The organism is Streptomyces sp. NPDC005722 (genome assembly GCF_040630935.1).
Lineage (GTDB): Bacteria > Actinomycetota > Actinomycetes > Streptomycetales > Streptomycetaceae > Actinacidiphila.
The window spans coordinates 46,592-66,618 of sequence record NZ_JBEXYN010000036.1 but is presented as its reverse complement, the minus strand read 5'-3'; the positions used below and the strand labels follow the sequence as shown (position 1 = coordinate 66,618).

Genomic DNA, 20,027 nt, shown 5'->3' with positions numbered 1-20,027 from the left:
GCCTTTCCCCGTACGGCCTTTCCCCGCGCCGCGAGTCAACGTCCTCGAAGACCCGGCGACGGGTACGGGGGACCACGGGGAGGGGCCATGGGGCGGGAACGGACGGCGCGGCGCGCCGGGAGAGCGGTGGCGGCGGCGGTCGTGGTGGGCGCGGTCGTGCCGACGGCGGTCGTCGGGACGGGCGCGGGCAGCGCGACGGCGGCGGCACCGGCGGTGGTGTGCACCTCGGGCAAGGCGGGGCTCGCGGCGAAGCTGAGCAAGGACGTCGCCGCCGCGCTGCGCGGCAGGACGGGGACGGTGGCGCTGTCGCTGCGGGACCGCAGGACGAAGACGGTGTGCACGCTCCGCGCGGACCAGCGGTTCGACTCGGCGAGCACGGTGAAGGTGACGGTGCTGGCCACCCTGCTGTGGGACAACAAGAAGCACAACCGCTACCTGACGGCGCGTGAGGTCAAGCTCGCCACGGCGATGATCACCAAGTCCGACAACGCCGCGACCACGCAGCTGTGGCGGCAGCTCGGGGTGACCAAGGTGAAGGGCTTCCTGAAGGCCGCGGGGATGACCCGCACCGTGCCGGGGAGCAACGGCTACTGGGGGCTCACGCAGGTCACGGCGAAGGACGAGCAGCGGCTGCTCGACCTGGTGACGGCGAAGAACTCCGTGCTGAGCGACAACTCCCGTGCCTACATCCTGAAGCTGATGAACAAGGTGGTCACCGCGCAGCGCTGGGGCACCCCCGCCGGGGCGCCGCGCGGCGTGACGGTCCACGTCAAGAACGGCTGGCTGCCGCGCGCCACCCACGGCTGGCGGGTGCACAGCCTCGGCGCGTTCACCGGCCCGGGCCACGACTACTCCCTCACGGTGCTGACCCAGGACAACAAGACCATGAACGCCGGGGTCGCCACGATCGAGGCGGTCGCCCGCGTGGTCCACCGGGACCTCGCCCCGGCCGCCACCGCGGCGGGGACGCAGTCGACGACGCGTACGCCGCAGGAGGTGGTGCCCGCCGTCCCGCCGGGCACGTAGCGGACCGGTTCCCGACGCACCGACAGGCGCCCCCGCGGGGGCGCCTGTCGGCGTTCCGGGGGCGGTTACCGGACAGGTGTAGTCCTCACCCGGCGTGCCCGGCCCGTCGCGCGGTGCGGCGAAGCCCGCCCGCACAGCGGAATGAAAGGTTCCACACCGGGAATCGGGATGTCCTGTGAGACGGCTGTGGAGACCGGAATCCCGCCTTGCCGGTCGCGGAACGGCGTCGAAATACTCGACGGCGTTGCTTGGCGTGGACACGCATTCCTTTCGCGATGTGCCGCCTCGGACCGCACATTCCTCCGGGCCGGCGGCAGTCGGGCCGGCCCATCCCCCCACACGGAGGTACAGGACTTGAATCACCGTCGGATATCCGGACGGAAGGCCGTGCTCGCGGGCAGCGGCGCGACGGCCGTACTGGCGGCACTGATCGTGCTGCCGCACGCCAACGCCGCGCCGGGCCCCGCTCCCACCCCCAGGAGCCTCACGCCCTCCGCCGCGGTGAGCCTGGCCGCGCACCTCACCGCGGAGCTCGGCACGAAGGACACCGCGGGGTCCTACTACGACGCCGGGAGCGACCGGCTCGTCGTCAACGTGCTCGGCGCCGAGGCCGCCGACACCGTCCGCGCGGCGGGCGCCGTGCCGAGGACGGTCGACCGCACCATGGCCGAACTGCGCTCCGCCACCGGCACCCTGGCGACGCGGGCCCGCATCCCCGGCACCGCCTGGTCCGTCGACCCGCGGACCAACCAGGTGGTCGTGACGGCCGACCGGACCGTTTCGGCGGCCGAGATGGACCGGCTGGACGAGGCGGTGGACGGACTCGGCGCCGGCACGGCCCGGATCGAGAGGTCGAAGGGCGCGTTCAAGCCCTTCATCGCCGGCGGCGACGCCATCTTCGGCTCCGGCGTCCGCTGTTCGCTCGGCTTCAACGTCGTCAAGGACGGGCAGCCGTACTTCCTCACCGCCGGTCACTGCGGCGTGGACATCAAGAGCTGGTCGGACAGCCCAGGCGGCGCGGAGATCGGCTCGGTCGAGGCCGCGACGTTCCCCGGTCACGACTACGCGCTGGTGAAGTACACCGGCGGCGCCGACCACCCCAGCGCGGTCGACCTCTACGACGGCTCCACGCAGGCGATCACTTCGGCGGCCACACCGGCCGTCGGCCAGGCCGTACGGCGCAGCGGCAGCACCACCCAGGTGCACGACGGCACGGTCACCGGGCTCGACGCGACCGTCAACTACCAGGAGGGCTCGGTCTCCGGGCTGATCCAGACCGACGTCTGCGCCGAGCCCGGCGACAGCGGCGGCGCCCTCTTCTCCGGCAGCACCGCCCTCGGCCTGACCTCCGGCGGCAGTGGTGACTGCAGCGGCGGCGGGGAGACCTTCTTCCAGCCGGTGACGGACGCGCTGGAGGTGTACGGGGCCGAGATCGGCTGACGCCCCGCGGCACCACGGCGGCGGTGCCGGACGCCCCTCCCCGGGACCGGGAGGGGGTCCGGCGCCGCCGTGCGTGCGGGGGCGGACGGTGACGCGCGGGGAGCCGGGCCGGTCAGCCCCGCCGGCCGGGGCGGAAGTCGCGTACGGCGCGCGCCTGGCGGGAGAGGGCGAGCAGCCGGCCGTCCTCGGCCCACACGGCGCTGTCCTCGACGGCCCAGCCGCCGCCCGCGTGCTCGGTGCGGCTGCGGACCAGCGCCCAGCCCTGCGCGGGCCCGGCGTCCAGGACGTCGGTGAAGTGGACGGTCAGTTCGGCCGTCGGCACCGGACGGGGCTCGGTCCACACCGCGAACAGCGCGGGCGGCAGCGCGTCGGCGAGGACGACCAGCGCCTGCGGGTCCAGCGGCCGGCCGTCGGCGAAGCGCATCCAGGCGGTGAGTTCGGCCCGTTCCCCGCCGGCCAGGGGGCGCGCGTCGTCGGCCGGGCGGATCTCCAGGTGGGCGGCGAACGCCGCCAGCGAGCGCGGCAGGGTGAGCGGCGGGCACACACCGGGCCCGGCGACGGCGGGCGCGGGGGTGGCGGCGTGGGCGGGGCCGGGTTCGCTCCGCCCGAACACGGCGGTGCCGGTGAGCGCGGCGGAGCCGTCCTGCAGGGCGGTGACCGAGGAGACGGACGTGCGGCGGCCCTCGCGCAGGGGGCTCACCGCCAGGCGCAGCGGGCGCTCGTCGACGGGGGCCAGGAAGTGCGCGCCGAGGGTGCGGACCGGGGGCGGCTCGCCGGTGCGGGCGGCCAGGTCGTCGCACATGGCGGCGAGTGCGAGGGCGGCGACGTAGCCGCCTTGCGCCCCGTTCCAGGACCACCAGGAGCGGTCGATGCGGAAGGTGGCGTCGTCCGCGGACGGCGCGGTGCCGGGGGCATCCGCGGTGTCCGCGCCCGTGTCGGTGATCGGGCCGGGCATGACGTCCCCCTGCGGGGTGTGGGTGCGGTGTCCCGGTCCACGGTAGTGCAGTGGGTTGGATGTTCAAATCGAGTCGGAACCCGGCCGGCGACGTCGGCCGGGCGGGCGGCGACGGGTCCGGTCCGTACGGTCACGCACCGCGACCGGGGCCGGGCTGGGCACGAGGGCGCCCGGCGGCGGGAGGCTCAGTGCGGCGTCGCCCGCGAGGGGACGTCGTGGTGCTGGTGCCCGCCCGTCGCGAGCATGCGGACTTCCCCGCGGTCGCTGATCTCCGCCTGGACGATGCCCGTGTCGTCGCTGTACACCGGGTGTCCTCCGGCACCCTTGCGCTCGGTGCGCTTGACGACCACGGTGTCGCCGGAGACGGGGAAGGTCAGCTCGTAGGTTTCGGCATGACTCATGAGGGGAACCTCCTGTCTCCGCCCATATGACGATTTATGCCCAGAGAATCACTGGCCAATGACACCGGTCATGACGTCCGCTGTGGCGCGGGATCGACCCCGTGGGAGAGCATGGAGCGGTGTCGATCATCAAGGGGGACCACGTGCCGCACCTCACCCACGTCGCCGCTCCGGAGGGTGTCCTCCCGGGCACCGGCTACAGCCACGTCGTGTGGGGCGAGGGCCGCTTCGTCGCCGTCTCGGGCCAGATCGCGGTGGACGAGCACGGCGGGCTCGTGGGGCCGGGCGACCCGGCGGCGCAGGCGCGCCAGGTCTTCGCCAACCTCGACCGCTGCCTGGCGGCCGCCGGGGCGGGCTGGGGCGACGTGGTCAAGCTGACCTTCTTCGTCACCGACGTCGCCTTCCTGCCCGCGGTCCGCGAGGCGCGCGACGCGTACGTCGACACCGAGCGGCCCCCGGCCAGCTCGGCGGTGCAGGTGGCCGCCCTCTTCCGGCCGGAACTGCTGCTGGAGGTCGAGGCGTTCGCGATCGTCCCCGCGGCGTCCGCGGAGCGGGCGGACCTGCCGTGACCCTGGTCCCGGAGCGGTTCTCCGTGACGGCCGCGGCCCGGCGGCTCACCCCGCCGGGGCCCGGCGACCCGCCGCGGGTCTGCCTGGTGGACACGGCGGCGAACGCGGCCGCCGCCGTCCACCTGGCGCCCGGGCTGCTGGACCGGGAGGAACGCGAGCGGGCCTCCGCGTTCCACTTCGACCGCGACCGCACCAGCTACGTCACCGCGCACGTGGCGCTGCGCCTGCTGCTGGCGGCGTACCTGGGGACCCCGCCCGGCTCGGTGCCGCTGGTCCGGGAGGACTGCCCGGCCTGCGGCGGCCCGCACGGCCGGCCCGCGGTGGAGGGCGGCGCCCCGCACTTCTCGCTCTCCCACTCCCGGGAGCTGACGCTGGTGGCCTTCGCCGCGGGCCCGGTGGGGGTGGACGTGGAGGCGCTGCCCGGCGAGGAGGCCGTGGACGGCGTGTGGCGTTCGCTGCACCCGGCGGAGGTGGCCGAACTGGGGGCGCTGCCGCCGGTGGAGCGCCGGGAGGCCTTCGCGCGGGCCTGGGCGCGCAAGGAGGCGTACCTGAAGGGTCTGGGGACGGGCCTGGCCAGGGACCTGTCGGAGGACTACGTCGGCTCGGGCCCCGCTCCCGCCGCGGGCCCCGAGGGCTGGTCGCTCTCCGACGTCGCCGTCGGGGACGGCCACCGGGCGGCCGTCGCCGTACGACTGGGCTGACGCCCTCCGGCCCCGCGGCCGTTCCCGTTCACCCCGGGGACCGGTCCTAGCGTGCGTACTCCTCCGCGAGGAAGCGCATCGTCTGGTCGACGAAGACCCGCATCTCGCGGGAGAGGTTCTTGCCGCGCCGCCAGGCGATCTGGGTGTGCACCTCGAAGGGCACCGGCCACGGCAGGGTCACCAGGGTGCCGGCCTCCAGGGCGTCGACGACGGTGGCGGTGGGCAGCAGGCTGATGCCCAGGCCGGCGGCGACCCCGCGCTTGATGGACTCGATGGTGCCGAACTCCAGGAAGGGCAGCGACTCGCCCGTGCCGTCGTTGAGCTCGGCCTCGAACAGCTCGCGGTAGGCGCAGCCCGCCTCGGCGGATATCACCTGGACCTGCCGGAGGTCATCGGTGGTGATCTTGTCGAACCCGGTCAGCGGGTGGTCGGGCGCGGCGACCACGGTGAGCGGCTCGGAGCCGAGCACCTCGGTCTGCACGCCGGGGTGCTGGGTCTCGGCCTCCATCAGGAAGCCCATGTCGAACATGCCCTGGCGCAGCGCGTGGCAGGTCTCGGCGCAGAGGCTGGGGCGCAGCACGATGTGCAGGGCCGGGTAGCGGTGGTGGAAGAACTCCAGCAAGGGGGGCATCCGGTAGGACGTGATGCTCTCCATCGAACCGATCGTCAGCACTCCCGAGGGCTCCTCCGAGCCCAGGGTCGCACCGCGCGCCTCCCCGGCGAGCGAGAGCATCTGCTCGGCGTACGGCAGGAGCCGCTGGCCGGCCTCGGTGAGCTGGATGCGGCCCCCGAGACGGTCGAAGAGGTCGACCCCGAGCGACATCTCCAGCCCCTTGATCTGGGCCGTGACGCTGGATTGCGCGTACTTCAGTTCCGTCGCCGCCCGGGTGAAGCTGAGCAGCGTCGCCACCTTGTGGAACGTCGCCAGCTGCCGAATGTCCATTGACCCCTCCCGTGGTTCGGCTCACGCCGGATCAATACTCCCTCCACAGGAAATCAAGTGGCCGGTACCGGGCGCCAGAACTCCGGGTTGTCTGATCGAGGACAACCCCCGTCAGCATGGGGACACATCGTCCTCGCCGGGATCGGCCGGAACGACGTCGCCGTCGGGGATCAATCCCTGGCGGCCGATCAGCAATCCCGCCTGGAATCTGCTGGTGGCGCCGAGTTCCTCCATGATTACGGATATGTGGCGACGACATGTACGGGTCGCCATCCCGAGCCGCCGGGCGATCACCTCGTCCTTCAATCCCATGGCCATCAAGCGCAGAATTGACAGCCGCAAGTCCTCCGTGACCTGGTGGTATTCGGCGGTCCGGCCCACGTCGAAGGGCTGGCTGGCCTGCCATATGGACTCGAACGACCGGCACAGATAGGCGACCAGCGTGGGATCGGAGACAATCGCCGCACCCGGCGGTTCCTTTCCCTTCCGCTCCTTCGGTATGAACGCGAGTTTGCGGTCGTAGATGATCAGCCGCTCGGAGAGCTCCTCGGCGGTACGGACCTCGGCGCCCCCCTCGCATATCTGCCGCACGTAGGTGCGGGTGGCGAGGCTGGTGCGGGCGGTGTGCTGGTAGAGCGTGCGGATGCGGATCCCGCGGCGCCGCATCTCCAGGGTCTGCACCAGGTCCTGCTCGAGGAGTTCGGCGCTGCGGCCGCCGCCGGGCTGCAGGCTCATCCGCTCCTCGGTGCAGCGGCGCCGCGCCAGGTCGATCTCCCTGCGCACTTCCTCGAAGTCGTCCAGCACCCTGACCGGCACGTCGTCGGGGGCGGCCCGGTCGCTCGTGCGGTAGACGGCGGACAGCGCCCGTAACTGCCGGTGTATCCCGGCGATCTCCTGCCGGCGGTGGGCGATGGACAGCTCCAGCGGAGTCACCAGTTCCGCTTCCGCGACGTCCGGGTCGAGCGCCACGACGGAGCGGCCGGCGCCGACGCGGCCGAGCAGCCGCAGCTCCTCCAGGGTCTTGCGCGCCTCGGCGACCAGGTCGACGTCGACGCCCAGCTCGGCGGCGATCTCGTCATCCCTGAAGGCACCGGCTCGCAGAGCGCATTCGTATGCATCAACAGCAAGGTCGTCCAACAGGCGATGCTCGTCCACCGATCACCCACCCCATGCCCGTTTTGCCGCTATCCACTTGTTGCCGCTCCATCATAGGACACTTCCGGCGGGTCGAACTCGATCTCCGGAACTGACACCTTGTTCTGGTGCCCACAAAGGGCGCGGCAGACAAGCGATGTGGGGGGATCCACGATGGTGAGCACTCGTCATTTACTCGCCCGGGGCTTCGCGGTGATCGTCCTGGCGACCGGAGTTGTTTACTCCGCCGCTCCGGGGACCGCGGTCGTTTCCGGCGACGGCCCGCGGAACGTGACGCTGGCGGATGACAAGTGGGACGAGGCTCCGATCGGTGGCGCCGACACGCATTCGGCCGGCGACCACCACGCCTGATTCGTCACGGTAATTGGTTGAAGGAGAAAACATGTCGTCGAATGACCCCATGACCACGCCCCCGGGCGGCCCGGAAGAGGAATCCGGCACTCTGCACTGGCCGCGGCGGCGCTAGCCGCCGCCCCGGCCGGGCCCCCGGCCGGGCCCGGCTGCTCAGTGGTGCACGCGGCGGTCGCCCGGGGTGACCCGGTACCTGATGTCCCACAGGTTGCGCCGGACGTACGTGCGCTGGAGCCAGCGGTCCCGGCCGTCGTAGCGGGCGGTGAACCGCGAGCGGGCGTGCACGCCCTTGCGGTTGTTGACCAGCAGGGCCGTGCCCGGTTCGAGCCGTACGGCGTGCGCCGACGCGCGGCAGGCCTCCTGCAGCAGTTCCAGGGCCGCCGCGGCCCCGCGGGTGAGCGGGCGCACGCCGTTGGCCGAGACGGCGATCCCGGGGAAGTCCCGGGAGCCGCTGACGATCGGCACCGGGTCCGACAGGACCTCCGCACCGCCCGCGACATCGCGGGTGTAGCTGCCCGGCGCGTTGAGCCGGAACAGCGGACTGCGCAGCGTCTCCAGCGCGCCGTCCGCCAGCTGCCCGCAGATGTCGCGGGCGTCCGCGTAGTAGGTGGCGGCCGTCCCGGAGGGGTCGCCGCGCAGGCAGTTGAGGACCAGGAAGTCCGGGTTGGCCACGTCCCAGCGCCCGGCCGGGTCGTGGGTGATGTCGCTGTGGAAGTTGAGGAAGACGGCGGAGCCCTGGTTGGTCTGGGTGCTCTCGCCGCCCGGGACCGGCACCACGTCGTGGATCAGCCGCCCCTCCTTCTCTGTGAGCACCCCGACCGGCTCGCCCAGCAGCCCCGACAGGCCCAGCAGTACCCCCTCGGCGACGAAGCCGCGCTTGGCGCGGCTGGGGCCGCCGTCCACCGGGGTGGGCGGCAGCTCCGGGTCCACGGGCAGGTTGCGCACCAGGGCGACGCCGGGGGTGTCGACGTGGCGGCCGAAGTCCAGGACGCGCTGCAGCAGTGCGGTGGGCAGCGCGGCGAAGATCCGGTGGTAGCGGGTCATCGCCCGGTCGATGTCCCGCGCCGGGTCGGGGAGCGCCGCGAGCCGCTCCCCGATGTCGTCCCGTACCGCGTCGGGCAGTTCCAGCTCCGCGAAGGTGTCCTGCACGGCTCACACTCCTACAAGGCGGGCGTCGGGGGCACCGGCGGGGGCCGCGAAGTCCAGCCGGTCGTGCAGCCGTTGCGCGAGGTCCAGGGCGTCCTCGGCGCTCTCGGCGATGTGGGTGGTGACCTTGCTGCCGCGCACCTCCGCCACCGGCACGCCCACCCGGCGGCCCGGGGTGACGCCCTGCCGCAGCTGGACGGCCTCCAGGTCGACGAAGCCGCCGATGACGGCCACGCGGGGTTCGCCGGTGAGCCGCACGGTGTCGATGCCGGCCACGTGGAAGGCGTTGTGCGCGGCGTCGGCGTGGGCGTCGTCGGGGAAGTCCAGCACCACCGAGCGCCGGTCGAGGACGACGGCGGCCATCTGGTTGCCGACCGCGCTGATCCGGGTGCCCGGGGAGTACGGGGCCCGGTTGTAGCGCAGCACGATCTCGATGCGGTGCCGCAGCGCGAGCTGGACGGCGCGGCGGTGCAGCACCTTCGCCCCGTACAGCGACATCAGGGCGGCCATGTTGTACGAGACCTGCGGCAGCAGGCGGGCCCCGGTGACCAGGTGCGGGTCGGAGGTGTAGATGCCGTCGACGTCGGAGTGGATCTCGCAGACGTGGCTCTCCACCGCGCGGGCGACGGCCAGCGCCGACAGGTCCGAGCTGTTCTTGCCCAGCCACGTGGGCCGGCCCTGGCCGTCGACGGCCTGGCCGCCGGGGACGACGACGACCTCGTGCCGCTCGAGCGCCCTGCGCAGCGGGCCGGGGTCGGTGCTGACCACCCGGGCCCACAGGAAGGAGGAGTTGGTGACCAGCCCGACCTGGTGCCCGGCGAGCACGGTGGCGCTGCGGCCCGCCCGGTGCAGGGCGCTGGCCAGCAGGTGGGCGCTGAGCAGGTCGCCGGTGCAGAGCATGCCCGCGGCGGTGGCGTCCTCGGGGCGGAGGTTGACCTCGTGCAGGCGGCCGCGCAGCCCCTCGGTCTCGCCCTGCATCGCGCTGACCACCACGGCCAGCGGCCGGCCCTCGCGGCGTATGCGCTCGTCCAGGCCGGCGGCGAGGTCGTGGTACGCGGCGGGGGTGCGGAAGGTGGACCCGCCGAACTTCAGTACCGCCGGGGCCGTCATCGCGCGCCTCCCGCCAGGAAGCCGCGGCCCAGGGCGTACTCGGCGATCTGGACGGCGTTCAGGGCCGCGCCGACCCGCAGGTTGTCCGAGACCAGCCACATCCAGAAGCCCCGCGGGTTGTGCGGGGCGACCCTGATCCGCCCGATGTGGACGTGGTCGGGGTGCCCGGCGGTGAGCGGGGTCGGGAAGCCGCCCGGGTGCTCCCGGTCGTGGACGGTGACCTCGGGCAGCCGGGCCAGCAGCGCGACGAGCTCCCCGCGGTCCACGGGTGCGCCCGCCTCCACCCAGACCGCCTCGGAGTGGGAGTTGACCACGGGCACCCGCACGCAGGTGGCGGTCAGGTCAAGGTGCGGGAGCCCGAGGATCTTGCGGGACTCCTGGAGCATCTTCTGCTCCTCCAGGGTGAAGCCGTCGTCCAGCAGCCGGTCGATGGAGGGGACGACGTTGAAGGCGAGGGCGGGACGGAAGCGCTCGGAGGGCAGGTCGGCGTCGGGGTCGCGCAGCGCCACCTCGCTGCCCTCCAGGAGTTCCTCGATGCCCTGGTGGCCCTGGCCGGAGGCGGCCTGGTAGGTGCTGACGACCACCTGGCGGACCCCCCAGCGGCGCTGCACCGGCAGCAGGGCGCGGACCAGCGGGATGGTGGAGCAGTTGGGGTTGGCGACGATCCCGCCGCCCGGGCGGCGGTGCAGTTCCGCGGCGTTGACCTGCGGCACCACGAGCGGGGTGTCGGGGTCCATGCGGAAGGCGTTGGTGTTGTCGATCACCAGGGCGCCCTGGGCGACGGCGGACTTGGCCCACTTGTCGCTGACCGCCGTGCCGGCCGAGAAGAACGCGATGTCGGCCCGCCCGAAGTCGAAGTCCTCCAGGGCGACGACCTCGCGGGCGCGCCCGTCGACCGCCACGTGGCGGCCCGCGCTGCGCGCCGAGGCGACGAGGTGCACCTCGCGGTAGCGCAGTCCGCGTTCCTCGATCAGTTCGATGAGGGTGCTGCCCACGGCCCCCGTCGCGCCGACGATGGCGATGCGCGGGGCGGCGGGATCGGTAACGAGGGTCATCGGGGATCTCCGATCTGGACGAGCCCGGCCGCGGGTGCCGTGGCTTCCGGTCCGGTGCCGCCGGCCGCGGCGGGACGACGGCGCCGCGGCAGCAGCGGCCAGCCGAGGTTGACGCCGAGTCCCGCCGCGGCGATCAGCGGCACTCCGAGGGCCTGCACCGGCCCGACGCGGTGCCCGTAGACCGCGAGGTCCACCAGGATCGCGACGGCCGGGTAGACGAACGACAGCACCGCGATGCGGTCGGTGGACAGCTTCCGGTACGAGGAGTAGAGCAGGACGTACATCAGGCAGGTGTGGATCACGCCGAGGCCGACCAGCCAGCCCCAGCGCGCGCCCAGCCCGGCGGTCTCGCCGAGCCGGGCGAACGGCAGCAGCAGCGGGATGCCGACCAGGACCTGGATCAGCGCGGTCAGTTGCGGGCGGACGGTGGTGAGCCGCTTGGCGATCACGGTGGCGAAGGCGTACAGCAGGGCCGCCGCCAGCGCCTCGGCGATGCCGAGCGGCCGGCCGCCCCCGCCGGGGCCGGCCCCCGGCGGGCCCGCGACGAGCAGCACCCCGGCGAAGGCCAGCACGATCCAGCCGGCCCGGTGCCGGTCGAGCCGTTCCCGGAACAGCGCGACGCCCAGCAGCACCACGTAGAAGGGCTGGGTGTGGTAGACGACGGTGGCCACCGAGATCGAGGTGCGGCGGTAGGCGTCGAAGAGCAGCACCCAGTTGAGGACGATGCACACCCCGCCGAGCGCGGCGAGCGCGAAGGTGCGGCGGGTCAGCCCGGTGTTCCTGAGGTGGCCCCGCAGCAGGCAGTAGGCGGCCAGTGCGACCGCCCCGAAGACGCAGCGGAAGAGCACCACGGTGGTGGAGGAGACCCCGGACTCCAGGACGAAGACGCCGAGGGTGCCGGAGAGCCCCATGGCCGCGGTGAGTTCGAGGGCGCCCCGGCGCGCCCGTGCGGCGGGTGTGGCGTCACTGCTCATGCGCTGTCGGCTCCTTCCGCGGCGGACGGGGGTCAGTGCAGGGGGACGGCGTAGTGCAGCCCGCCCCTGGTCCACAGTTCGTTGGGGCCGCGCGGCACGTCGAGGCCGGACGCGGCGCCCAGGTTGCGCTCGTAGACGTCGGCGTAGCTGCCGACGGCGGCCAGCACGCGGGCGGCCCAGCCCTCGTCCAGTCCGACCGCGGGGCCGTGCGGGCCGGCCAGCGCGGCGGCCCTGCCGGTGCCCTCGTGCTCGGCGGCGGGCAGCAGTTGCAGCACCCAGCGGACCAGCCGGAACCAGTGCGGGTCCGCGTCGCGGACGGCGGCCGCCATCGGCTCGCGGGAGATCGAGGCGGGCAGGATGCGGTGGGCCCGCGGGTCGGGCAGTCCGGCGCGGGCCCCGGCCAGGGCGATGCGGTCCAGGACGTAGGCGGCGCAGTCGCCGGAGGCGTACGCGGCCAGCGCGCCCGCGGGGTCGTCGAAGCCGACCGGGACGGTGGTCAGGCCGCGCGGGCCGTACCAGGCGGCGAGGTTGACCGGGGTGGTGCAGCCGGTGTGGACGGCGAGCCGCCGCCCCGCGAGCCGGGCCGGGTCGTCGACGCCGTCGGCGGCGCGCACCAGGAAGCCCTCGCCGTCGTAGGCGGTGATCCCGGCGAAGAGCACCGGGTGGGCGGCCTCCCGGCCCAGTGTCCAGGTGAGGTTGCACACCGTCAGGTCGGCCTCGTCCGCGGCGAGCACGGACAGCCGGTCGGCGGCCCGCACGGGGCGCCAGTCGACGGCTTCCGGGTCGTGGAGGACGGCCGCCGCCACGGCGCGGGCGATGTCGGTGTCCAGCCCGGTCCAGCGGCCGTCGGCGGTGCGCAGGGACAGCCCGCGGATGCCCAGGGAGACGGCGGCGCGCAGGACGCCGCGGGCGCGGACGGCGTCCAGGGTCGCCGGCGTCGTGCGCGCGGGGGCGGTCATGAGGCGTACCCGTGGAGCGGGCGGGCGGTGCCGGTGAGGTCCTCGCGGTCGTAGCGGCGCTCGTTGAAGGAGAGCATCTCGCCCAGGCCGCGTGCGGTGAGCGGGGTGACGGGCGCCGCGGGGCCGCCGGCCGGGCCGGTGGTCACCGGCATCGCGCCGGCCTCGGTCCAGCGGAGCATGCCGTACGGGTCGACGGCGGCGCGGGCGCGGCCGGCGTTGCCGGGGTGCAGGCAGTACGGCACGTCGAGGACGCCGCGGGCGAAGGCCGCGACGAGGGCTTCGCCGACGGTGTCCGCGAGGGCGAGGGTGGCGTCGACGAGGGTCCCGGCCTCCTCGTACAAGCCGGTGGCGGTGGGCCGGGGCCCGGCGGCGGCGTCGGGGCGGGCGGCCGCTTCCGCGACGGCGTGCGCGAACTCCAGGGCCTCGACGTTCTCCTCGACGGTGGGGATGCGGCGGGACTCGGCGGGCGTCTTGACCACCAGCCGCTCCGCGCCGCCGCGCACCGCGAGCCGGACGCTGTGCTCCAGCAGCCGGTAGGAGCCGATCGGGGTGCGCGGGAAGACGCCCATGTAGGTGTAGAGCACGACGTGCCGGTCGGTGCCGGGCAGCCGTTCCGCGGCCAGCCGGCGCAGCGCGGCCAGGGCCTCCAGGTCCTGGCCGGGGTGGACCTGCTGGGCGTAGCTGAGCGAGATGCCGGTCAGCCCGTGCTCGCGGAAGAACATCCCCTCCAGCACGCTGAGGGCCACCAGCAGCGATGGCGGGCACAGTTGGCCGAGCATGCAGCCGCCGAAGGTCTCCAGGTGCGGGGGGACGGGCTGCCCGGCCAGGAGTTCGCAGCCGGCCCGCCACTCGCGGACCGCCGCCGCGAGCGGGGTGCGGCTGTAGGGCAGGCAGTACGAGACGGGGCCGCCCTCGGTGGCGTCGATCCCGGCCGCGGCCACGGCGCGCAGCAGGCGCAGCGGCAGGGCGGTGCCGTGGCGGAGCTGCACGGGGAAGTCGGGGGCGGCGGTCTCCGCCAGCAACCGCCGTACGGCGGCGGGCCCGTGGGCGAGCAGCGGGAAGCCGTTGAGGTCGGCGGCGCGGTCGCGCAGGGCGCGGCGGGCGGCGGCGTAGTCGTGGCAGCGGGTGTAGCTGTCGAGGGTGATGGTGCCGGCCGTGGTGGCGCGGGCCCCGCGGACGGCGCGCAGTCCGGCCCGCATCCGGCCGAGGTCGCCGAAGCCCATGCGGGGCTGGACGACCAGCCGTCCGGCCGCACGGGCCCGGCGGACGAACGCGGAGAAGCGGTCGGCGCTGTGCGGCATCAGGCCACCTCCCCGGGCGCGGTGCGGCGCGGGGCGGAGTCCCGTCCTCGTCGTGGGCCGGCCGGCCGGTCCGGCGCCGCGGCGAGGAGCCGGGCGGGCGACGCGGGACGGGGGTGCCGCCGGCCGGCGGCCGGGAAGGGGACGCCGCCGCCGACGGGGCCCGGGGCGGGCGGGGTGCGCAGGGCCCGCAGGTAGGTCTCGAAGCGGGCGAGTGCGCCGCCGCCGGTGTCGTCGCCGTCGTCGAAGACGGCGTCGTAGCCCGCGGCGGCCAGGCGGGCGGCGGGGCGGGCGTCGTCGCGGCCGTGGACGCCGAGCTTGCCGCCGATCACGACGGGCAGGGCGGCGAGGGACGGTTCGGCGCGCAGGGCACGGATCAGCCGCAGCCCGTCGAGGTGCCCGTGGCCGTTGACGGTGCCGATGACCAGCAGGTCCGGGCGGAGCGCGCGGCAGGCGCCGGCGATCTCCGCGTCGGGGGTGAGGCTGCCGAGGTTGGACACCTCGTGACCGTGCTCCTCCAGCAGCAACTGCAGGAACACCAGGTTCCACATGTGCGCGTCGGAGGAGACACCGGAAACAATGATCCGCCTCCGGGAGGCGGCAGCCATGCCAGTCATTGATTCCCTCGGTAGGAATGTGGAGTGGGCCGGGGAAATCATCCGCGGCGCGCCGCCGGAGGGTCCAGCGGTGCCGGGTGGAAATACCCGAAGGTCGCGATCAGGAATTTCTATCCCGCACTGTCCGGATCGTCCCCGTTCCCGAACAGATCCAGCCGGGCCGCCGCCATGCCCAGTTGGAAGCGGGTCTCCACACCGAGCTTCTCGCACATGCCCGACAGGTAGCGGCGGAGCGTACGGGTGGAGATACCCAGCCGCCGGGAAATGAATTCATCCGACCTACCGAGTTCCAGCTGGCGCAAAATGGCCACCTCGACGTCCTCGAAGACGTCGCCGTCGAAATCGCCGCCGACCGGTTTCGCGTGCTCCCAGATGTGGTCGAATATCACTTCGAGAAACGAGACCACGGTCGGGTCGCGGAAGAGCGCCGCACCGCCGCCCTTTCCGGTGGACACCAGTGCCACGACGCCGTCCAGCAGGATCATCCGGCCGGGGATGACCGCCGCGGTGCGCAACTGGGCGCCCAGGTCGCCCAGTCGTGTCATGTGCCGCAGCGCCTCCCGCTGCCGCCGGGCGGTGTGCGGCACCACGGTCCGGTAGCGCACGCCCCGGTCGAGCAGGTCCCGGTCCAGGTCGAGGGCGGCCCGCAGGGTCTGCGGGCCGCCGAGGGTGGGGTGGGCGGTGAGCACGCGGTGCCGGACCTGTGAGGACAGGTCGGAGAGCCGGTGCCGTACCGCGTCGCCGTCGGTGAGCAGTTCGGTGGTGGTGCCGGCCAGCCGCTGCCGCTGGTGGGCGTCGTACAGGGCGCCGAGCGGGCCCAGGTCGCGCCGGGTGGTGTCGATCTGGCGCAGCAGCTGGTGCGCCTGCAGGCTGAGGGAGGCGGTGAGTTCGGCCGCCGCCAGGCCTGGCGAGACGACCTCGTAGCGGCAGGGACCGTCCGGGTGCAGCAGCCGGTGCGCCATCAGCCGCTTGACCGACTCGTCGAACTCCTCCGTCGGCAGACCGAGTTCGGAGGCGCAGTGGCCGGCGTCCGGCGACACCTGCAGCAGGTGCCGGTAGACGCCGACGTCCTGGGATGTGAGCTCCTGGTCCGACACGGCGGCTCCCCTTTGCTGGTCGTGCTGCTCACATGGCGAAGTGGCGCTCCAGGAAGTCGGTGGCCACGTCGCCCCGGCGGAACTCGGGGTGGCCGAGGATCTCCTGGTGCAACGGGATCGTGGTGTGCACGCCGGGCCCGGAGACCTCGAACTCCGACAGCGCGCGCAGGGTGCGCTCGATGCAGCTGCCGCGGTCGGGACCCCAGACGATCAGCTTCCCGATCATCGAGTCGTAGTACGGGCTGACGCGCGCGCCGGGGACGTAGTCGGTGTCCACCCGGACCCACGGGCCGCCGGGGACGCGGTAGCGCTCCAGCAGTCCGGGGGTGGGGGCGAAGGACCTGGCCGGGTCCTCGGCGTTGACGCGGCACTCGATGGCGTGGCCGCGGATCTCGACGTCCTCCTGCTTGACCGACAGCGGGCTGCCGGAGGCGACCCGCAGCTGCTCGCCGACCAGGTCGACGCCGGTGACCAGCTCGGTGACCGGGTGCTCGACCTGGATGCGCGCGTTCATCTCCATGAACCAGAAGACGTCCTCGCCGCCGTCACCCGCCCCGTCACCGGCCTCCAGCAGGAACTCCACGGTGCCCGCGCCCCGGTAGCCCACCGCGCGGGCACCGGCCAGGGCGGCCGCGCCCAGCCGCTCGCGCAGCTGCGGGGAGACGCCGGCCGAGGGGGACTCCTCGACGAGCTTCTGGTGGCGGCGCTGCACCGAGCAGTCGCGCTCGCCCAGGTGCACGGCGCCGTCGAAGTCGTCGCAGACGACCTGGATCTCGATGTGCCGGGTCTTCTCCAGGTAGCGCTCCATGTAGACGGCGCTGTTCTTGAAGACGGCCTGCGCGCTGGCCCGGGTGGCGGTGTAGGCGTCCCGGAGGTCCTGGGGGCGCCGCACCACCGTGATGCCGCGGCCTCCCCCGCCCGCCGCGGCCTTGATGATGACCGGGTAGCCGATCTCGGCGGCGACCGCCTCGGCGGCCTCCACCGAGTCGACCGGCTCGATGGTGCCCGGCAGCAGCGGGAGTCCGGCCTCGGTCATCAGTCTGCGGGCGGTGGCCTTGTCGCCGACGTTCTCCATGACGTCCGGCGGCGGGCCGATGAAGGTGATGCCGTCGTCGGCGCAGATCTCGGCGAAGTAGGGGTCCTCGGAGAGGAATCCGTAGCCGGGGTGGATGGCCTCGGCGCCGGTCTTGACGGCGGCGCCGATGATGTTGGGGATGTTGAGGTAGCTGCGGGCGGGCGCGCCGGGGCCGATGTGCACGGCCTCGTCCGCGGCCGCGACGAACCGCGCGTCGGCGTCGGGGGTGGAGTACACGGCCACCGTGCGCACGCCGAGGTCGCGGCAGGAGCGGATGACGCGCAGCGCGATCTCCCCGCGGTTGGCGACGAGCACCTTGTCGAACACGGTTGTGCCCTCTCAGTCGACGGGGACGAGGTCGATCAGCGGCTGGGCGTACTCGACGACCTCGCCGTCCTGGACGTGGATCGCGTGCACCCGGCCCCGGGTCTCGGCGGTGATCGAGTTGAGCAGCTTCATCGCCTCGATGATGGCCAGTTGCCGGCCCGGCTCGACGACGTCGCCGACCCGTACGAAGGGCTCGGCGCCGGGCGAGGACGCCTGGTAGAAGGTGCCGACCAGCGGCGCGGTGACGCTGACCAGCCCGGCGGGCGGGGCCTGCGTCCCGGCGTCGGCCGGCGCGGCGGGAGCCGGTGCGGGGGCGGCCGGCGGCGCGGGGGCCGCCGGTACCGGAGCGGCGACGGGGGCGGCGACCGCGGCGGACTCCCACTCGACGTCCACGCTGAGCCCGCCGGCCCGCAGGGTGATCCGCCTCAGGGTGCCGGGCAGTTCACCGGCGAGCAGCCGGGTCTGCGCCCGCAGCTCCTCCACCGTCGTCACGCCGCCGGCCTCCGGCCCGGTCACGGTGTCCGCGCTGTCCGCGCTGTCCGCGGTGCCCACGCCGTTCGGCGTCGTCGTGGCCTCAGTGCTCGTGCTCATCACGCTTCTCCCAGTCCACTACCGGCTGACGTTCGGGGTGCCCGAAGCGGTCGAACCTGTCCCGGCGCACCTCGACGAGCCGGTCCCCCGGCAGGTCGAGCAGCGGGGCCAGCGCCCGTACCAGGGCGGTCTTGACGTTGAGCGCCGTCGGGTACGGCGCGGTGTGCGCGCCGTCCGGCGGCTCGGGCACGATGGCGTCCACCACGCCGAGGCGCAGCAGGTCCGAGGCCGTGAGCCGGAGGGCGTCGGCGGCCCGGCCGGCCTGCTCGGCGGTGCCGAACAGGATGGTCGAGCAGCCCTCCGGGCTGATCACCGAGTAGTACGCGTTCTGCAGCATCAGCACCGTGTTGGCGACGCCCAGGGCGAGCGCCCCGCCACTGCCGCCCTCGCCGGTGACGACGGAGACCACGGGCACCCGCACCCGCGAGAGTTCGAGGATGCACTCGGCGATGGCCAGGCTCTGGCCGCGCTCCTCCGCCCCGATGCCGGGGAAGGCGCCGGGGGTGTCGACGAAGGCGACGATCGGCAGCCCGAACCGCTCCGCGAGCCGCATCAGCCGCAGCGCCTTGCGGTAGCCCTCGGGGTTGGGCATCCCGAAGTTGCTGCTCACCAGCTCGGCGGTGTCGTGGCCCTTCTGGTGGCCGAGGACGACCACGCTCTGGCCGCCGAGCCGGGCGACCCCGCCGACGAGCGCCCGGTCGTCGGCGAAGGCGCGGTCGCCGTGCAGCGCGACGAAGTCGTCGAAGACGTAGCCGATGTACTCCCGCGTGGTGGGCCGCGAGATGGTGCGGGCCAGCGCCACCGTCTCGCGCGTGCCGCGCACGGCCGGGACGGGTTCGGTGAGCGGCTCGGCGCCCGCCGGCTCGGGGAGTTCGGGCACCGAGGGGCCGAGCAGGGTCAGCAGCCGCGCCAGGTGCTCGCGCTGGTTCTCGCGCGGCACGACCGCGTCGATCATCCCGTGCTCCAGCAGGAACTCCGCGCTCTGGAAGCCGGGCGGCAGCTCCTCGCGGATGGTGTTGCGGATGACCTGCGGCCCGGCGAAGCCGATCAGGCTGCCCGGCTCGGCGAGGATGACGTCGCCGAGCATCGCGAAGGAGGCGCTGGCGCCGCCGAAGGTCGGGTCGGTGTTGAGGTTGATCACCGGCAGTGCCGCCTCGCGCAGGGCGGCGATCCACTGCGAGGTCTTCGCCATCTGCATCAGGGACAGCGCGCCCTCCTGCATGCGGGCGCCACCGGAGGCGGCGACCAGCAGCAGCGGCAGCCGCTCGGCGAGCGCGTGCCGGGCGGCGGCGGCGATGGCCTCGCCGACCACCGATCCCATGCTGCCGCCCATGAAGCTGAAGTCCAGGACGGCCGCGACCAGCGGGCGGCCCTCGATCGTCAGGCGCCCGGCGAGGACGGCGTCGTTGCGGCCGGTCCTGGCCTGGGCGTCGCGCAGCCGGTCCCGGTACGGCTTGCTGTCGGTGAAGCCGAGCAGGTCGCGCGGCATGTGGTCGTCGGGGAAGGGGCGGAAGCTGCCCTGGTCGGCGAGCTGCTCGATCCGGGTGTGCGGCGGTATCCGGAAGTGGAACTGGCACTCGGGGCAGACCTTGCGGTTGCGGTCCAGCCGCTTGCCGTAGATGAAGGCGCCGCACGCCCCGCACCTGCGCCACTGGACGTCCTGGCCGGCCCGCACCGGCCCCTGCTGCTGTGTCACGGCGGTGTCCTCCTCCCCTATCCGCGGTCCGTGACCTGCGCGAGCGGCCGTTGCGGCCGGCCGGCGGTGGCCTTCGCGATGCCGAACGGCGGCATGTTGCGGTAGACGGTGTGCATCCGGGCCGGGTCGACGACGTAGGCCTCGTGGTAGATCCCGACGGCGCCGTTGTTGCCGACGGCGCGGTTGAAGCGGGCCCAGGCGGGCCGGTGGGCGGCCTCGGTGTTGCGCGAGTACGCCATCAGGTCGTCCATGCTGGCCCAGTACTGGACCATGATCACGGTGCGGTTGAGCCAGGTGCGCGAGCCCAGGAAGCCGTGCTCCTTCTGCTTGTTGAGCTCGATCAGCATCGGGAACATGGCGAGGAAGGAGGGCACCCAGCGGTGCACCTTCCAGAAGCTGTTGATCCTCATCCCGATGAGGAAGAGGACGGTGCCCTCGGGCGGGTCCGCCACCTGGGGTACGGTCTCGACCTTGCCTGCCACGGGGGCGCTCCTCTCGGATCTGCTCGGCTGGGAACAGGGCGGTGCGGGGCGGTGCGGGC

At 73.7% G+C, this 20,027-nt stretch carries 21 protein-coding genes; 5 read left to right on the top strand and 16 right to left on the bottom strand.

What is annotated here, in order from left to right:
- Nucleotides 1-87 precede the first annotated feature (87 nt).
- Nucleotides 88-1,026 carry a serine hydrolase gene (locus ABZ479_RS31055; protein WP_500464668.1) on the top strand — a complete coding sequence of 313 codons (939 nt, stop codon included), beginning with the start codon at nucleotides 88-90 and terminating at the stop codon, nucleotides 1,024-1,026.
- Between the two features lie 354 nt (nucleotides 1,027-1,380).
- Entirely contained in the window at nucleotides 1,381-2,466 is a 1,086-nt protein-coding gene (locus ABZ479_RS31050) for a S1 family peptidase (RefSeq protein WP_500464667.1), read from the top strand.
- A 112-nt stretch (nucleotides 2,467-2,578) separates the two neighbouring features.
- On the opposite strand, the gene ABZ479_RS31045 is transcribed toward ABZ479_RS31050, so the two are convergent.
- Nucleotides 2,579-3,421, bottom strand: a complete 843-nt coding sequence (locus ABZ479_RS31045) for an acyl-CoA thioesterase (protein WP_500464666.1) — start codon at nucleotides 3,419-3,421, stop codon at nucleotides 2,579-2,581.
- Between the two features lie 185 nt (nucleotides 3,422-3,606).
- A complete protein-coding gene (locus ABZ479_RS31040) occupies nucleotides 3,607-3,822 on the bottom strand; it encodes a DUF6296 family protein (protein ID WP_431965720.1) in 216 nt (71 codons plus the stop codon).
- A gap of 119 nt (nucleotides 3,823-3,941) precedes the next feature.
- Between ABZ479_RS31040 and ABZ479_RS31035 the strand changes: the two genes are divergently transcribed.
- Together ABZ479_RS31035 and ABZ479_RS31030 are read left to right on the top strand one after the other, a co-directional pair.
- The gene (locus ABZ479_RS31035) at nucleotides 3,942-4,391 is read left to right on the top strand and encodes a RidA family protein (protein ID WP_500464665.1); all 450 of its coding nucleotides are present in this window, start codon (nucleotides 3,942-3,944) and stop codon (nucleotides 4,389-4,391) included.
- A complete protein-coding gene (locus ABZ479_RS31030) occupies nucleotides 4,388-5,092 on the top strand; it encodes a 4'-phosphopantetheinyl transferase family protein (RefSeq protein ID WP_499602569.1) in 705 nt (234 codons plus the stop codon). Before ABZ479_RS31035 ends, ABZ479_RS31030 begins: the two co-directional genes overlap by 4 nt.
- A 46-nt stretch (nucleotides 5,093-5,138) precedes the next feature.
- On the opposite strand, the gene ABZ479_RS31025 is transcribed toward ABZ479_RS31030, so the two are convergent.
- The gene (locus ABZ479_RS31025; protein ID WP_499602571.1) at nucleotides 5,139-6,035 is read right to left on the bottom strand and encodes a LysR family transcriptional regulator; all 897 of its coding nucleotides are present in this window, start codon (nucleotides 6,033-6,035) and stop codon (nucleotides 5,139-5,141) included.
- A gap of 111 nt (nucleotides 6,036-6,146) precedes the next feature.
- Nucleotides 6,147-7,190, bottom strand: a complete 1,044-nt coding sequence (locus ABZ479_RS31020; protein ID WP_500464664.1) for a helix-turn-helix transcriptional regulator — start codon at nucleotides 7,188-7,190, stop codon at nucleotides 6,147-6,149.
- A 153-nt stretch (nucleotides 7,191-7,343) separates the two neighbouring features.
- On the opposite strand from ABZ479_RS31020, the gene ABZ479_RS31015 reads away from it, so the two are divergent.
- Nucleotides 7,344-7,541 (top strand): hypothetical protein, encoded by a 198-nt coding sequence (locus ABZ479_RS31015; RefSeq protein WP_500464663.1) that lies wholly within the window; start codon nucleotides 7,344-7,346, stop codon nucleotides 7,539-7,541.
- A gap of 153 nt (nucleotides 7,542-7,694) precedes the next feature.
- Here the strand turns inward: ABZ479_RS31015 and ABZ479_RS31010 are convergent, their stop codons facing one another.
- The 12 genes from ABZ479_RS31010 to ABZ479_RS30955 all read right to left on the bottom strand — a co-directional run bounded on the left by ABZ479_RS31010 (nucleotide 7,695) and on the right by ABZ479_RS30955 (nucleotide 19,968).
- Complete coding sequence (locus tag ABZ479_RS31010; protein WP_500464662.1) at nucleotides 7,695-8,690, bottom strand: TauD/TfdA family dioxygenase; 996 nt, start codon at nucleotides 8,688-8,690, stop codon at nucleotides 7,695-7,697.
- A gap of 3 nt (nucleotides 8,691-8,693) precedes the next feature.
- On the bottom strand, nucleotides 8,694-9,797 hold the full coding sequence (locus tag ABZ479_RS31005) for an amino acid kinase family protein (RefSeq protein WP_500464661.1): 1,104 nt from the start codon (nucleotides 9,795-9,797) through the stop codon (nucleotides 8,694-8,696).
- Nucleotides 9,794-10,852, bottom strand: coding sequence for an aspartate-semialdehyde dehydrogenase (locus ABZ479_RS31000; protein WP_500464660.1), 1,059 nt, complete (start codon nucleotides 10,850-10,852; stop codon nucleotides 9,794-9,796). Before ABZ479_RS31000 ends, ABZ479_RS31005 begins: the two co-directional genes overlap by 4 nt.
- On the bottom strand, nucleotides 10,849-11,826 hold the full coding sequence (locus tag ABZ479_RS30995) for a DMT family transporter (RefSeq protein ID WP_500464659.1): 978 nt from the start codon (nucleotides 11,824-11,826) through the stop codon (nucleotides 10,849-10,851). The genes ABZ479_RS31000 and ABZ479_RS30995 overlap by 4 nt, the downstream gene beginning before the upstream one ends.
- A gap of 32 nt (nucleotides 11,827-11,858) precedes the next feature.
- Nucleotides 11,859-12,785, bottom strand: a complete 927-nt coding sequence (locus ABZ479_RS30990) for an amino acid ABC transporter substrate-binding protein (RefSeq protein WP_499602581.1) — start codon at nucleotides 12,783-12,785, stop codon at nucleotides 11,859-11,861.
- A complete protein-coding gene (locus ABZ479_RS30985; protein ID WP_500464658.1) occupies nucleotides 12,782-14,086 on the bottom strand; it encodes a methylaspartate mutase in 1,305 nt (434 codons plus the stop codon). Before ABZ479_RS30985 ends, ABZ479_RS30990 begins: the two co-directional genes overlap by 4 nt.
- Nucleotides 14,086-14,691: a cobalamin B12-binding domain-containing protein gene (locus ABZ479_RS30980; protein WP_500464657.1), complete on the bottom strand. Its 606-nt coding sequence runs from the start codon at nucleotides 14,689-14,691 to the stop codon at nucleotides 14,086-14,088. Before ABZ479_RS30980 ends, ABZ479_RS30985 begins: the two co-directional genes overlap by 1 nt.
- Nucleotides 14,692-14,810: 119 nt before the next feature.
- Complete coding sequence (locus tag ABZ479_RS30975; protein WP_500464656.1) at nucleotides 14,811-15,797, bottom strand: helix-turn-helix transcriptional regulator; 987 nt, start codon at nucleotides 15,795-15,797, stop codon at nucleotides 14,811-14,813.
- Between the two features lie 28 nt (nucleotides 15,798-15,825).
- Complete coding sequence (accC, locus tag ABZ479_RS30970) at nucleotides 15,826-17,199, bottom strand: acetyl-CoA carboxylase biotin carboxylase subunit (protein ID WP_500464655.1); 1,374 nt, start codon at nucleotides 17,197-17,199, stop codon at nucleotides 15,826-15,828.
- A 12-nt stretch (nucleotides 17,200-17,211) separates the two neighbouring features.
- Nucleotides 17,212-17,790, bottom strand: coding sequence for an acetyl-CoA carboxylase biotin carboxyl carrier protein (gene accB / locus ABZ479_RS30965; protein ID WP_500464654.1), 579 nt, complete (start codon nucleotides 17,788-17,790; stop codon nucleotides 17,212-17,214).
- The gene (locus ABZ479_RS30960; protein ID WP_500464653.1) at nucleotides 17,774-19,486 is read right to left on the bottom strand and encodes an acetyl-CoA carboxylase carboxyltransferase subunit alpha; all 1,713 of its coding nucleotides are present in this window, start codon (nucleotides 19,484-19,486) and stop codon (nucleotides 17,774-17,776) included. The genes accB and ABZ479_RS30960 overlap by 17 nt, the downstream gene beginning before the upstream one ends.
- Before the next feature lie 17 nt (nucleotides 19,487-19,503).
- Nucleotides 19,504-19,968 (bottom strand): DUF4188 domain-containing protein, encoded by a 465-nt coding sequence (locus ABZ479_RS30955; RefSeq protein WP_500464652.1) that lies wholly within the window; start codon nucleotides 19,966-19,968, stop codon nucleotides 19,504-19,506.
- Between the last annotated feature and the right edge of the window lie 59 nt (nucleotides 19,969-20,027).

Coding starts and splice junctions, on each gene's coding strand:
- ABZ479_RS31055 (WP_500464668.1), top strand. CDS start 88: ATGGGGCGGGAACGGACGGCGCGGCGCGCCGGGAGAGCGGTGGCGGCG.
- ABZ479_RS31045 (WP_500464666.1), bottom strand. CDS start 3,421: ATGCCCGGCCCGATCACCGACACGGGCGCGGACACCGCGGATGCCCCC.
- ABZ479_RS31040 (WP_431965720.1), bottom strand. CDS start 3,822: ATGAGTCATGCCGAAACCTACGAGCTGACCTTCCCCGTCTCCGGCGAC.
- ABZ479_RS31025 (WP_499602571.1), bottom strand. CDS start 6,035: ATGGACATTCGGCAGCTGGCGACGTTCCACAAGGTGGCGACGCTGCTC.
- ABZ479_RS31015 (WP_500464663.1), top strand. CDS start 7,344: ATGGTGAGCACTCGTCATTTACTCGCCCGGGGCTTCGCGGTGATCGTC.
- ABZ479_RS31005 (WP_500464661.1), bottom strand. CDS start 9,797: ATGACGGCCCCGGCGGTACTGAAGTTCGGCGGGTCCACCTTCCGCACC.
- ABZ479_RS31000 (WP_500464660.1), bottom strand. CDS start 10,852: ATGACCCTCGTTACCGATCCCGCCGCCCCGCGCATCGCCATCGTCGGC.
- ABZ479_RS30995 (WP_500464659.1), bottom strand. CDS start 11,826: ATGAGCAGTGACGCCACACCCGCCGCACGGGCGCGCCGGGGCGCCCTC.
- ABZ479_RS30990 (WP_499602581.1), bottom strand. CDS start 12,785: ATGACCGCCCCCGCGCGCACGACGCCGGCGACCCTGGACGCCGTCCGC.
- ABZ479_RS30985 (WP_500464658.1), bottom strand. CDS start 14,086: ATGCCGCACAGCGCCGACCGCTTCTCCGCGTTCGTCCGCCGGGCCCGT.
- ABZ479_RS30980 (WP_500464657.1), bottom strand. CDS start 14,691: ATGGCTGCCGCCTCCCGGAGGCGGATCATTGTTTCCGGTGTCTCCTCC.
- accB (WP_500464654.1), bottom strand. CDS start 17,790: ATGAGCACGAGCACTGAGGCCACGACGACGCCGAACGGCGTGGGCACC.